General features: G+C 65.0%; 13 protein-coding genes and 2 tRNA genes. 5 read left to right on the forward strand and 10 right to left on the reverse strand.

Features of this window, described 5'->3' with window-relative positions; all coding sequences use genetic code 11:
• Window positions 1-50: 50 nt before the first annotated feature.
• The 3 genes from sugE to rdgC form a co-directional block, all read right to left on the reverse strand.
• Window positions 51-368: a quaternary ammonium compound efflux SMR transporter SugE gene (gene sugE, locus SA190iCDA_RS09275; RefSeq protein ID WP_070886669.1), complete on the reverse strand. Its 318-nt coding sequence runs from the start codon at window positions 366-368 to the stop codon at window positions 51-53.
• A 277-nt stretch (window positions 369-645) separates the two neighbouring features.
• Window positions 646-1,584, reverse strand: a complete 939-nt coding sequence (locus SA190iCDA_RS09280) for a bile acid:sodium symporter family protein (RefSeq protein ID WP_070886670.1) — start codon at window positions 1,582-1,584, stop codon at window positions 646-648.
• Between the two features lie 388 nt (window positions 1,585-1,972).
• The gene (gene rdgC, locus SA190iCDA_RS09285) at window positions 1,973-2,893 is read right to left on the reverse strand and encodes a recombination-associated protein RdgC (protein ID WP_070886671.1); all 921 of its coding nucleotides are present in this window, start codon (window positions 2,891-2,893) and stop codon (window positions 1,973-1,975) included.
• A 310-nt stretch (window positions 2,894-3,203) separates the two neighbouring features.
• On the opposite strand from rdgC, the gene SA190iCDA_RS09290 reads away from it, so the two are divergent.
• Window positions 3,204-3,279, forward strand: a tRNA-Val gene (locus SA190iCDA_RS09290).
• 12 nt (window positions 3,280-3,291) lie between these two features.
• A tRNA-Asp gene (locus tag SA190iCDA_RS09295) sits at window positions 3,292-3,368 on the forward strand.
• Between the two features lie 86 nt (window positions 3,369-3,454).
• On the opposite strand, the gene SA190iCDA_RS09300 is transcribed toward SA190iCDA_RS09295, so the two are convergent.
• From SA190iCDA_RS09300 to SA190iCDA_RS23150, 5 genes are read right to left on the reverse strand one after another with little or no spacing between them, the layout of a single operon-like run.
• Window positions 3,455-4,123 carry a DUF3618 domain-containing protein gene (locus SA190iCDA_RS09300; protein ID WP_070886672.1) on the reverse strand — a complete coding sequence of 223 codons (669 nt, stop codon included), beginning with the start codon at window positions 4,121-4,123 and terminating at the stop codon, window positions 3,455-3,457.
• Window positions 4,120-4,524 carry a phage holin family protein gene (locus tag SA190iCDA_RS09305; protein WP_070886673.1) on the reverse strand — a complete coding sequence of 135 codons (405 nt, stop codon included), beginning with the start codon at window positions 4,522-4,524 and terminating at the stop codon, window positions 4,120-4,122. Before SA190iCDA_RS09305 ends, SA190iCDA_RS09300 begins: the two co-directional genes overlap by 4 nt.
• Window positions 4,521-4,934 carry a hypothetical protein gene (locus tag SA190iCDA_RS09310; protein WP_070886674.1) on the reverse strand — a complete coding sequence of 138 codons (414 nt, stop codon included), beginning with the start codon at window positions 4,932-4,934 and terminating at the stop codon, window positions 4,521-4,523. The genes SA190iCDA_RS09305 and SA190iCDA_RS09310 overlap by 4 nt, the downstream gene beginning before the upstream one ends.
• A 46-nt stretch (window positions 4,935-4,980) precedes the next feature.
• Window positions 4,981-5,403, reverse strand: coding sequence for a YgaP-like transmembrane domain (locus SA190iCDA_RS09315; protein ID WP_070886675.1), 423 nt, complete (start codon window positions 5,401-5,403; stop codon window positions 4,981-4,983).
• A gap of 46 nt (window positions 5,404-5,449) precedes the next feature.
• Complete coding sequence (locus tag SA190iCDA_RS23150; protein ID WP_268963891.1) at window positions 5,450-5,575, reverse strand: hypothetical protein; 126 nt, start codon at window positions 5,573-5,575, stop codon at window positions 5,450-5,452.
• Between the two features lie 271 nt (window positions 5,576-5,846).
• Between SA190iCDA_RS23150 and SA190iCDA_RS09320 the strand changes: the two genes are divergently transcribed.
• Window positions 5,847-7,640 carry a thiamine pyrophosphate-requiring protein gene (locus SA190iCDA_RS09320; protein ID WP_070886676.1) on the forward strand — a complete coding sequence of 598 codons (1,794 nt, stop codon included), beginning with the start codon at window positions 5,847-5,849 and terminating at the stop codon, window positions 7,638-7,640.
• Here the strand turns inward: SA190iCDA_RS09320 and SA190iCDA_RS09325 are convergent.
• The gene (locus SA190iCDA_RS09325) at window positions 7,637-8,134 is read right to left on the reverse strand and encodes a CinA family protein (RefSeq protein ID WP_070886677.1); all 498 of its coding nucleotides are present in this window, start codon (window positions 8,132-8,134) and stop codon (window positions 7,637-7,639) included. The genes SA190iCDA_RS09320 and SA190iCDA_RS09325 overlap by 4 nt on opposite strands.
• Before the next feature lie 148 nt (window positions 8,135-8,282).
• Here SA190iCDA_RS09325 and SA190iCDA_RS09330 point away from each other — a divergent pair, with 148 nt between their 5' ends.
• Together SA190iCDA_RS09330 and SA190iCDA_RS09335 are read left to right on the forward strand one after the other, a co-directional pair.
• Entirely contained in the window at window positions 8,283-9,083 is an 801-nt protein-coding gene (locus SA190iCDA_RS09330; protein WP_070886678.1) for a glucose 1-dehydrogenase, read from the forward strand.
• Window positions 9,076-10,887, forward strand: a complete 1,812-nt coding sequence (locus tag SA190iCDA_RS09335; protein ID WP_070886679.1) for a glycoside hydrolase family 15 protein — start codon at window positions 9,076-9,078, stop codon at window positions 10,885-10,887. Before SA190iCDA_RS09330 ends, SA190iCDA_RS09335 begins: the two co-directional genes overlap by 8 nt.
• A gap of 4 nt (window positions 10,888-10,891) precedes the next feature.
• Here SA190iCDA_RS09335 and SA190iCDA_RS09340 read toward each other — a convergent pair whose 3' ends face one another.
• A complete protein-coding gene (locus SA190iCDA_RS09340; protein ID WP_070886680.1) occupies window positions 10,892-11,746 on the reverse strand; it encodes a DMT family transporter in 855 nt (284 codons plus the stop codon).
• Between the last annotated feature and the right edge of the window lie 566 nt (window positions 11,747-12,312).

The following is a 12,312-nucleotide window of genomic DNA, read 5'->3' on the forward strand; positions in this document are numbered from 1 at the left end:
GATCGAACCCAGGAAAAGAGAAAGCCCGCCGATTGGCGGGCTTTCTCATGTCAGCCGTGGCTCATTTTCAGGCCGATCAGGCCGCAGATGATCAACGCCACACTGACCAGGCGAACCAGGGCCATCGACTCGCCGAACAGGATGATCCCGGCGATCACCGTGCCAACGGCACCGATGCCCGTCCAGATTGCGTAAGCGGTGCCCAGTGGCAACTCGCGCATGGCCAGGCCGAGCAGGCCGAGGCTGACCAGCATGGCGGCGACGGTGAGTACGGCGGGAAGCGGGCGGGTGAAGCCGTCGGTGTACTTCAGGCCGACGGCCCAGCCGACCTCGAACAGGCCGGCGAAGAACAGGATGATCCAGGACATATGACCCTCACGGATAGCAGTGGGGTCGTCCCCGGCAGTAAGGCACGCAAACCCGGGGTCGTCCCCGGCGTGCACCGCTATTGTGCATGAAGTGCATGTCTGGGCAAGTCGGTTGGACGCGAGGTGTTGCGATAAAGCAGATCGTCGTGTCTATGCGTGGGAGAGCACGCTGCCATCAATTCATACTGGCTGGTGGGCTGAAGCCCACCCTACGATCGATGTGTATGCGCTGTAGGGTGGGCTTTAGCCCGCCAATTGCGGTCGTGGCTAAGCCCGCTTACTGGTCGCGGTCATCCTTGATCCGGCGCAGGAAGGTCGCCAGCAGCGGGCCCGAGAGGTTGTGCCAGACGCTGAACAGCGCGCTGGGCACCGCCGCCAACGGCGAGAAGTGGGCGCTGGCCAGAGCCGCACCGAGCCCGGAGTTCTGCATGCCGACCTCGATGGACAGGGTCTTGCGCTGCGCCAGGGGCATGCCGAAGAGTCGCCCCGCGGCATAACCCATGGCCAGGCCGAGGCCGTTGTGCAGCATCACCACGGCCATGATGATCAGGCCGGATTCGGCGATCTTCGCCTGGCTGGCCGCCACCACCGCGGCGACAATGGCGACGATGGACAGCACCGAGACCAATGGCAGCACGTCGACCGCCAGCTTGACCCGTTCGCCCAGCAAACGCTGGGCCACCAGGCCGAGGACGATCGGCAGCAAGACCATCTGCAGGATCGAGCTGAACATCGTCCAGAACGACACCGGCAGCCATTCCGAGGCCAGCAGCCAGATCAGCGCCGGGGTAACGATCGGTGCCAACAAGGTGGTCACGGCGGTGATGCCGACGGACAGCGCCACGTCGCCCTTGGCGAACCAGGTGATCACGTTGGAGGCAGTACCGCCCGGGCAGCAGCCGACCAGGATCACGCCAACGGCAATTTCCGGTGGTAGGGCGAACAGCTGGCAGAGCAGCCAGGCCATGCCCGGCATGATGATGAACTGGGCCAGCACGCCGACCAGCACGCGCAGCGGGTGGCGGGCCACTTCACGAAAATCTTCGGTCTTCAGGGTCAGGCCCATGCCGAACATAATCAGCCCGAGCAGCGGCACGATGAATGCCGTCAGCGGCAGGAAAGCGCTGGGCAGCAGGAACGCCAGCACGGCGAACAGCAGAACCCAGATGGCGAAAGTATTGCCGACGAAGCGGCTGAGGGCGATCAAGGCGGACATGGCGGGGTTTCCTAAAGAGCGGTGGCAGGCTCCGGGGCGGAGCGCTGTGCAGCCAGTTTATTGTTGGATAGACAGCGGTGGCTGTCTGATGGGGCGGGTACTGGGCTGGTGTAGAACAGCTGCAATTGAAAAGGCTCGCGAGCTAGAGCCCTGCAAGCCTAGGCGGCCCCACAAAAATAGGCGAGAAACGCAGCGTAGCGAAGTAACAGCCGAAGGCTGGCCCCTAGGGTGAGCGCAGCGAATCAAGCGGCCGGGGTCGCGGCCGACTGTACTTTTGTACCTGAGCATTACTCGCTCCGCTCGCCCTTCGGGCCGCACTGAAGTGCGTTAGCCGCAAGCGGCTTTTCGAGCCTATTTTTAACGCCGCAGGGCCGACGCGCAGCAGCCTTTAGAGACCTTGCGGGGTGTCTTCGCCACCCAGGGCTTCAAAAAGTGCCGGCAGGAACTCGATCAGGGTCAGCATCATCAGCGTGAAGCTGGCGTCCTGCTGGCTCAGGTCGTCGTCGCCGCCATCCTGCTCGGCCTGCTCCTGCAGCAGGTCTTCGAACTTCAGGCGCTTGACCACCAGCTTGTCGTCGAGCACGAAGGACAGCTTGTCCTGCCAGGCCAGGGACAGCTGGGTGACCTGCTTGCCCGAGCTCATGTGCAACTGCACTTCTTCGCCAGTCAGGTCCTGGCGCTTGCAGCGCACGATGCCGCCATCTTCGTGGGTGTCGCGCAGCTCGCACTCGTCCAGCACGTGGAAGTCGGCGGCAGCCTGCTGGGCCTTGACCCAGTCGGTCATGGTCGCGCTCGGAGCGATCTTCACGGTCAACGGGCGTACCGGCAGCGAGCCGATGGCTTCACGCAGGGTCGACAGCAGGTCTTCGGCCCGCTTGGGGCTGGAGGCGTTGACGATGATCAGGCCCTGGGCCGGTGCGATGGCGGCGAAGGTTGCCGACTTGCGGATGAAGGCGCGGGGCAGGAAGGCCTGGACGATCTCGTCCTTGATCTGCTCGCGCTCCTTCTTGTAGACCTTGCGCATCTGCTCGCTTTCGATCTCGTCGACCTTTTCCTTCACGGCGTCCTTGACCACGCTGCCGGGCAGGATGCGTTCTTCCTTGCGCGCCGAGATCAGCAAGAAGCCCTGGCTCTCGTGTACCAGCGGCGCGTCTTCACCCTTGCCGAACGGGGCGACGAAGCCATAGGTGGCCAGTTCCTGGCTGGCACAGGGGCGGGCCGGCTTGGCGGCCAGTGCGGCTTGCAGTTTTTCGGTATCGAAATCGACGTCCTGGGTGAGGCGGTAGACCAGCAGGTTGCGAAACCACATGAGCGGGTTGTCTCCAGTTAGCGGATGCGCGCCACGGCGCGCAGGAAATCTTCAATTCGAGCGCATGGCAGCTGCGTCAGGCAGCGCATGGGCAGTCCGGCGGCGGATGGGGTTGAATGCCGCGCGACGATCAGACCCGCGCGAGGGCGCATTATTCCTTCCGGTGGTGGATTAGGCCAACCCTCTATCGAGCAGCCGACGGATTTCGGCTCTGAATCCTAAGCCTTTGGATCGCCAATAAATTTTTTTCACAAAGGGGCTTGCCAAGGTGCAGGTCGCTCTCTAGAATGCGCCCCACTTCGAGAGTGAAGGGTGATTAGCTCAGCCGGGAGAGCATCTGCCTTACAAGCAGAGGGTCGGCGGTTCGATCCCGTCATCACCCACCAATCGAGGTATGCGCAGCGGTAGTTCAGTCGGTTAGAATACCGGCCTGTCACGCCGGGGGTCGCGGGTTCGAGTCCCGTCCGCTGCGCCATATATAGCTTCCAGGGCCCACTGAACACCCGGAAGCAACGAAAAAAGCGCCCTAGGGCGCTTTTTTCGTTTCTGAATGTCGTGGAGTCAGATGGCGCCAGGGCGGAAAGGCGGCTCGTCATCCAGCTCCTCGGTCAGTTCCTCGAAACCGGCTTCGATATCCGGCACCACGTAGGTTTCATGCGCCACGTCCGCGCCAGGCGAGCGCTGGCGGCCGATACCCAGCAGACCCACGATCGCACCCACTGCCAGGCCGGCTGCCGCGAAGGCCCAGGGATGGCGGTGCAGGGCCTGGCCCATGGCATCCGCACTCTGCTTGACCTGCGCTGTCGCGGCGCTGGCACCGTCCGCCAGGTCATGCAGCTTGCGCCGGGCGGCCTGGGTACTTTGTTCCAGTGATTGCTTGGCGTTATGCAGGGCCTCGGCCAGGGATTCGTGATCGTCCGGCAGGTCAGGCTCCGGCGCTGCGGGCGCATGCTTGCGGGTCTGCTCCACGGCCAGCCAGGCCAGGCCGATGGCGGTCATGGCCACGGGAACCGGGTTGGCCTTGAGGGTATGCCCCAGGCGCTCGGCCATTTCCAGGCCGCCGCTCTCACGGCCGTAGGCCAGCGCTTGGTCGATCAGCCGTTGTGGCTTCAGGCGTGCTTCGACGGCATCGATAAGTGCGTCGATACGATCGCGTTGCTGATCGATTTCCTGCTCGAGGATTTCTGGAGGCTTGCGCGATTCGGCGGCAATGCTGCTATTGGCACTCATGACATTTGCCTCTGCACCGCTTCCTTGTCTTTCTGCAAGGAATCCAGGGTGCGCTCGGGGGTGAGTTGGGAAGGGGCGAATTTCTGCTGGCCGATCTTGAGCATGATCAGGCCGATGATGGTGACCACCACGCCAACGATCAGCGCGGCCGCCCACGGCGGCATCACCTCGCTAAGGCCATAGACGGCCGCGAGCAGCAGCATCAGCACGCCGCACAGCAGCACGATGGCGCCACCGGCGACCGCAGCGATACCGGTCTTGGTGGCTTGCAGCGAGGCATTGAGCTCAACCTTGGCCAGCGCCAGCTCCTTGGTGAACAGCGTCTGTACTTCCCGGGTCAGCTGGCGCAGCAGGCCGAGCAGGGTCGGTTCCAGTGGCGGATGCCGAGGATCTTCGTTCATCGCAGCGCTCCTCCAAGTGGGTATCCATCCTTACGGCTGCGGCGTTTGCACAGCACACAGCTCACCAGAAGACCCGCTGCCAGGCCACCGGCCGCCAGCCATAGCGGGTGCTTGCGGGCAAGGCGGTCGACGCTGTGCACCGCGTGGCCGCTGTAGTTGTTCAGGGCATCGCGCAGGACGGCGAGTTGGCGTGCGGCCTCGCGCAGGCGATCCGGCGACGGCACGGCATCGGGATTTTCCAGGTCGGCGATGGTGGAGCGGGCGCTGCTCGCCAGGGCTTCCAGTTCATCGGTATGGGACTGCTCGGCCTGGATGCGTGCGCGCAGCTGTTCCTGGGCATCTTGTTGCCAGTGCCCGGTAATGAGCTTGGCAGGGCGCTTGTGCGGGCGGTCTTTGCTGTCGTTGTCCATATGGCTACACCTGTTGATGCATGAAAGGGCGATACGGTAAGGCTGGCTAGCGGCTTTGTTCACGGCTGGCGAATTCGTCCGCAATCGGATTACCTGGATCCATTGGCGCAGGCGTGACCGGCGCCGGTGCAACGGGAACGGGCACCACCGGGGCTGCCTGGGTGCGATCGGCCACTTCCTCGGCCATCAGCACCAGCTCCTGCAAGCGCTGCACGCGAGCACGCAGGTAGCGGATCTCGGCCAGCGGGTCGTCCACCGCGCTCTTCACGCTGCAATGCCCGCTCAGCCCACGCAACAGCAGCAAGCCGCCGACGCTCAGCTGGCGTTTGCCCTGCTGGCCATGCTTGCTGGCGCCCAGCGCTGCCAGCAGCAGCCCGCCACCAATGGACAGCAGGCGCTCCCAGCCTCTGACGTTCTGGCGTGGTGGGCCCTGTCGTTCGGGTTGCGATTGCGGTTCGAAGGCGACCATATGTTCACTCCTGCCTGATGGATGACGGCCAGTCATGCACGCGTGCTCAAACGGGGTCGGGCTGCGGCTTGTCCGGTAACGCATCGTTGTCGGGTTGCTGAGGCTGGCCGAGGGGTGGAGGCTCGCCCGGCAAGTCGGGTGCCTGGGTCGGGTCGGGTACTCGCTGGGTCATGCCGCGTTCCTCGGTGCGCTGCTCTACGTGGTTTGAGGGTGGCGGACGCTGCATGTTCGATCTTTTTGCCGGCCTGTCCTCGCGCGCCCGGCCCGCGTTGGCACAGGCGCAGCGGCTGGGGTCGAAACCTTAAACCTCTGCCGATCGAGGCCGGTCAAGATTCCTGTGCCCGGCAGCCAGGCTGCCCGGCCGGACCGTCGCGCACCCAGACATCGCGTGGCAACTCCATCCATGTCGGCCTACGCGGGCCTGAACTTCGAGCGAGTTATCCATGAGCATGACCGTCGCAGATTTCATCGTCGAACGCCTCCATCAGTGGGGCGTACGGCGCATCTATGGCTATCCGGGGGATGGCATCAACGGCGTATTCGGCGCCCTGGCCAAGACCGAGGGCAAGATCCGCTTCATTCAGGCGCGCCATGAGGAAATGGCCGCCTTCATGGCGGCGGCCGATGCCAAGTTCTCCGGGGATCTGGGGGTGTGCATCGCCACCTCGGGCCCGGGCGCGGCCCATCTGCTCACCGGCTTGTACGATGCGCGCATGGACCATATGCCGGTGCTGGCCATCGTTGGCCAGCAGGCCCGCAATGCCCTGGGCGGGCATTACCAGCAGGAGGTGGACCTGCTGTCGATGTTCAAGGACGTGGCCGGCGCCTTCGTGCAGCAGGCCAGTGCGCCGTCCCAGGTCCGCCACCTGGTCGACCGCAGCATCCGCACCGCCCTGGGCGAGCGCCGGGTGACGGCGATCATCCTGCCCAACGACCTGCAGACCCTGCCCTACGAGGAGCCGCCCCGCGAGCACGGCACCCTGCATTCCGGCGTCGGTTATAGCCGGCCCCGCGTGGTGCCCTATGAAGCTGACCTGCAACGCGCGGCGGATGTCCTCAACGCCGGCAAGAAGGTGGCGATCCTGATCGGCGCCGGCGCATTGGGTGCCGCCCGGGAGGTCACGGAGGTAGCCGAGGTGCTGGGTGCGGGTGTCGCCAAGGCGCTGCTTGGCAAGGCGGCGCTGCCGGACGATCTGCCCTGGGTGACCGGCTCCATCGGCCTGCTGGGCACCAAGCCCAGTTACCAGATGATGAACGAGTGCGACACCCTGCTGATGATCGGCTCGGGCTTCCCCTATGCCGAATTCCTGCCCAAGGAGGGCCAGGCGCGCGCCGTGCAGATCGATATCCAGGCGGACATGCTCGGCCTGCGCTACCCCATGGAGGTCAACCTGCAGGGCGACGCCGCCGATACCTTGCGGGCGCTATTGCCGCTGCTCGAACGCAAGGCGCTGCGTACCTGGCGCAAGCGCATCGAACGGTGGACGGCGCAGTGGCAGACCACCCTAAAGCGTCGCGCCCTGGCCTCGGCCTCGCCGATCAACCCGCAGCGGGTCGCCTACGAGCTGTCGCCGCGGCTGCCCGATCGCGCCGTGGTGACCAGCGATTCCGGTTCCTGCGCCAACTGGTTCGCCCGTGACGTGAAGATGCGCGAGGACATGCTCTGCTCGCTGTCCGGCGGCCTGGCGTCGATGGGAGCGGCGGTGCCCTATGCGATTGCCGCCAAGTTCGCCCATCCGGACCGCCCGGTGGTGGCGCTGGTGGGTGACGGCGCGATGCAGATGAACAACATGGCCGAGCTGATCACCGTGGCCAAGTATTGGCACGAATGGCAGGACAAGCGCTGGATCTGCGCGGTGTTCAACAACGAAGACCTCAACCAGGTGACCTGGGAGCAGCGGGTGATGGAGGGCGACCCGAAGTTCTCGGCGTCCCAGGACATTCCCAGTGTCGCCTACCACCAGTTCGCCGAATCCATCGGCCTCAAGGGCATCTACGTCGACCGCGAAGAGGATGTGGCGGGTGCCTGGGAACAGGCGCTGGCGGCCGATCGCCCGGTGCTGATCGAGTTCAAGACCGACCCGGACGTACCGCCTTTGCCGCCGCACATCACCCTGGCCCAGGCCAAGGCCTTCGCGTCGACCTTGTGGCAGGGCGATCCGAACCAGGGCGGCATCCTGCGCCAGGCGACCAAGCAGGTGCTAGGTTCGATCCTGCCGGGCAAGGGTCGAGATTAGCCTTCGCCAAGCAGCTGCGCATGCCGCTCCGGCAGGCGCAGCAGCGCGAAGCGGGCGGCCTCGTCGAGAATACGTGAGCGGTCACCGGCAAAATGTTCGGTACTGGAAAACAGCCGGGTGCTGCCGTCCGCCAGGCGAAAGGCCCAGGCGAAACACAAGGTACCGGGCGCGATCTCGCCTTGCGGCTCGGGGCCGGCGACCCCCGTGGTAGCGACGGCCACATTGGCCGGGCTGCCGTTCAAGGCGCCGCTGGCCATCGCCCGCGCCACTTCTTCGCTGGTCAGGTTAAAGCTGTCGAGGATTTCCTGGCTGACCCCCAACAGGCGTTTCTTGGCGGCTGGCGAATAGACCACGTGGCCACTGTCCAGGCATTCGCCGCTGCCGGGGTGCTTGGCGAGCAAGGCCACGACCAGGCCGGCGGTACAGGATTCGGCGGTGGTCAGGTACAGCTTGTGGCGCTTGAGATAGTCGAGCAGCGCTTCGATTTCTTGCATGGTGGTTCTCCTCACATGACCGATTTCTCTTTGACGGGCACCTGGCGCTGTAGGTGCTGGCGTCCTGATCGACGGCAATGGGCTTTTCCCTGAACTCTGCCGCTTGGCTTCCAGTCAGGTGTAGCAAGTCGAGGAAAGGGAAACGGCCATGCTCATCTCTCTGCAGTCACAGGTTGCGTTGGTTACCGGCGCCAGTTCCGGTATTGGCGCGGCATCTGCCAAGGCATTGGCCGAGGCGGGCGCCGCAGTGGTGCTCAACTACCGTTCCGGGCGCGAAGCCGCCGAGCGTCTTGCCGAGGAGATCCGTGACGGCGGCGGCCAGGCCATCGCCGTGAAGGCGGATGTTTCCAGCGAGCAGGAGGTCGAGGCGCTGTTCGCCGAAACCCTCTCCACCTTCGGGCGGCTCGATATTCTGCTGGCCAACTCCGGCATGCAGCGCGATGCGCCAACCGTGGACATGAGCCTGGACGAGTGGAACCAGGTGCTGCAGGTCAACCTCACCGGCCAGTTCCTCTGCGTGCGGGCGGCGCTGCGGCAGTTCGCCAAACAGGGCATTCGTGGGGAGATCTCCCGCGCTGCCGGCAAGATCATCCAGATGAGCTCCGTGCACCAGCTGATTCCCTGGGCCGGGCGCGTCAACTATGCCGCCTCCAAGGGCGGGCTCGACCTGCTGATGCGCAGCGTGGCCCAGGAAGTGGGCGAGCAGCGTATCCGCGTCAATGCCATTGCGCCGGGGGCGATCCGCACGGCGATCAACCGCGAGGCCACCGAAGGCGAAGCGGCCGACAAGCTCCTCGAACTGATCCCCTATGGCCGCATCGGCGATGCTCAGGACATCGCCAATGCGGTGGTGTGGCTGGCCTCCGACCTGGCCGACTATGTCCATGGCACCACGCTGTTCATCGATGGGGGTATGAGCCTTTACCCGGAGTTTCGTGACAATGGCTGATATCCAGGATCGTCAGATGCCCATCGAGGCCCATGGCATCATCGGCGACATGCGCAGTGCCGCGCTGGTGGCCGACAGTGGTTGCGTGGACTTCTTCTGCTGGCCGGACTTCGACAGCCCGTCGATCTTCAGCGCCCTGCTCGATACGCCCCAGGCCGGGGTGTTCCAGCTGGCGCCGGACCTGCCCGACGCGCGCCGCCAGCAACTCTACCTGCCCGATACCAACGTGCTGCAAACGCGCTGGCTGGACGAGCAGGCGGTGGTCGAATGCACCGACCTGATGCCGATCAACACCGATGTCGACGCGGCGCCGCGGCTAATCCGCAATATTCGCGTGGTCTCCGGCAGTGCCATGATCCGCCTGCGCTGCCGGGTGCGCCACGATTACAGCCGCGCCGATACTGTGGCCCAGATCGGTGGCGACGATGTGCTGTTCCATGCGCCGGGGCAGCCCAGCCTGCGGCTATCGGCGAGCCAGCCGTTGCGTATCGATGAGCACTGCGCCATCGCCGAATTCGAATTACGCGAAGGCGAGCATGCGGAGTTCGTGCTGGGCGCGCCGGATGACCCCCTGGTGGCTGCCGGTGCCTGCGCGCATTGCCTGCAGGCAACCCTGAAGTACTGGCGGGGCTGGATGAAACAGTCCAATTACCGTGGGCGCTGGCGCGAGATGGTGCACCGCTCGGCCCTGGCGCTCAAGCTGCTGACCTCGCGCAAGCATGGCGGCATCATCGCCGCCGCCACCTACGGCCTGCCCGAAGCACCGGGGGGCGAGCGTAACTGGGATTACCGCTACACCTGGATCCGCGATGCCTCGTTCACCGTCTACGCGTTCATGCGCCTGGGCTTTTCCGAGGAGGCCAATGCCTTCATGCGCTGGGTGCGCGATCGTGTCGACGATTGCTCGGAAACCCCCGCGCACCTGCGCATTCTCTACAGCCTGCGCGGGCAGCACCACCTGCCGGAGAGCTCACTCGATCACCTGGCCGGCCATGGCGGCGCGAAGCCGGTGCGCATCGGCAACGAAGCCCACGAACAGACCCAGCTGGATATCTTCGGCGAGTTGCTGGACGCCGTGTACCTGGCCAACAAGTACGGCGAAGCGATTTCCCACGACGGCTGGAAGCATGTGGTGGGCATCGTAGATCAGGTCTGTGACAGCTGGCAGCAGAAGGACGTGGGCATCTGGGAAATCCGTGGCGAAGAGCAGCATTTCCTGCACTCGCGACTGATGTGCTGGGTGGCCCTGGATCGCGCCATCCGCCTGGCCCAGAAACGCTCGCTGCCGGCGCCCTTCGCGCGCTGGAACGACGAGCGTCAGGCCATCCATGACGATATCTGGAACAACTTCTGGGACGAGCGCTGCGGCCATTTCGTGCAACGCCTCGGCTGCCAGGACGTCGACGGCTCCATGCTGCTGATGCCGCTGATGCGTTTCGTCGCCGCCACCGACCCCCGCTGGCTGGCCACCCTGGAGGCCATCGAGCAGCAACTGGTTCGCGACGGCATGGTATATCGCTACCGCACCGATGACGGGCTGGATGGCGAGGAGGGCTCGTTCATCGCCTGCTCGTTCTGGTACGTCGAGTGCCTGGCGCGCGCCGGCAGGCTGGAAAAAGCCCATCTGGAGTTCGAGCAGTTGCTGCGCTATGCCAATCCCCTGGGGCTGTACGCCGAAGAACTGGATCGACGTGGCCATCACCTGGGCAATACGCCCCAGGCGTTGAGCCACCTGGCGCTGATCAGCGCGGCGAGCTTTCTCGATCACCGGCTCAGTGGCGAGCGCACCACCTGGCAGCCCTGAGGATTCAGTGCCCGCCCTGCAGCCCGGCCCAGGCCACGGCGCCGAGAATCAGTGCGCCGCCGAGCAGCATGCCGGCGGTCGGCACCGAACCGAACAGCAGCCAGGCACCGGCGATGGCGTAGATCGGCTCCATGGTGATCACCACCGCGGCGGTGTGGGTGCGCACGTGGCGCAGCGAAGCGATGAACAGGCTGTAGGCCAGGGCGGTGCACAGCACCCCCAGCGCCGCCAGTTGCCACCAGTCATCGGTGCTGATGCCGGGCACTTCCGGCAGACACCAGAACAGCAGCGCAAGGCTGATCGCCAGGCATTGCCACCAGCACGAGGCCAGGCCGTCGATGCTGCTGGCCGCATGCTTGTTGGCTACCGCGATTGCGGCATACACCGCACCGGATAGCACACCGTAGAGCAGCCCGACCGTGGCGCCATCGCCTAGATCGAACGACGGGGTGATGAGGATCAAGCCGAGCGACACCAGCACCAGTATCCAGCGGTCGCTGCGCCCCAGGCGCTGACCGAACACCAGCCGCTCGATCAGTGCGGTAAAGGCGGGGAAGGAGGCGAAGCCCAGGGTGGCCACGGCAACGCCACCGGTTTGCACCGCCATGAAGAACAGCAGCCAATGCGCGCCCAGGGTCCCCCCCGTCGCCAGCAGGGTAGCGGCGGTGCGCGCATTCACGGTGCGCCATGGGCGTTTGTTCAGGCACAGGCAGAACAGGCTCAACGCCAGCAGGGCGAAGGCCGAGCGGCCAAGCACGATCATGCCGGCGCTGACCTTCAGCGACTCGCCGAACAGTGCCGAGACGCCGACCAGCAAGGCGGCCGTGTGGAGTTGCAGGTGGGCGGTGCGAGAACTCATTGGGTGGAACGCCTGGGAAATGTCGCGCAGTGCAGGAGAGGTATGCGTCACACGCTAGAGCGCGCGGACCGGCAAACCTCTAAGGTGCCGTTTACCGCGCACGTTTAAAAGCAGTTTTGATCCGCCACGCTCTCAGGAAACGACCCTTCGGCTCGACTTCAGCGTGTTGACTGCAAAAAAAGGCGGGAGCTGCCGTTCGGCCGCTTTGCCTTTTGGTGCTCCTCATGCCACAAAATTGGCAGGCAGCACCAATCGCCCCTTCAGGAGGCCGAGCGGAATCGTCGTGGAGAGGGCCGGGCGGGCAGCCTTGAGCGGCATGGATGCCGCGAGAGGCTAGGCGCCCCCACCGGATGGGCCAGGGATGGCCCTTCGTGGGGGGCCGCCTAGGCCGTGCCCTCGGAGCGATGATGGAGCGAGGGAACCCCAGCGAAGCGGGGGCCGTATGTCGGGGCTAGACCTTTTGGTTTCTTTTGGCGGGGCCGGCCATCCGGGCGATGCCAAAAGAAACCCGCTCGTCAGAGCGGAACCGGACGTATGAGCAACGCGATAACGATGGAAAACCACAG

Origin of the sequence: Pseudomonas argentinensis (assembly GCF_001839655.2) — a bacterium.
Lineage (GTDB): Bacteria > Pseudomonadota > Gammaproteobacteria > Pseudomonadales > Pseudomonadaceae > Aquipseudomonas > Aquipseudomonas argentinensis_B.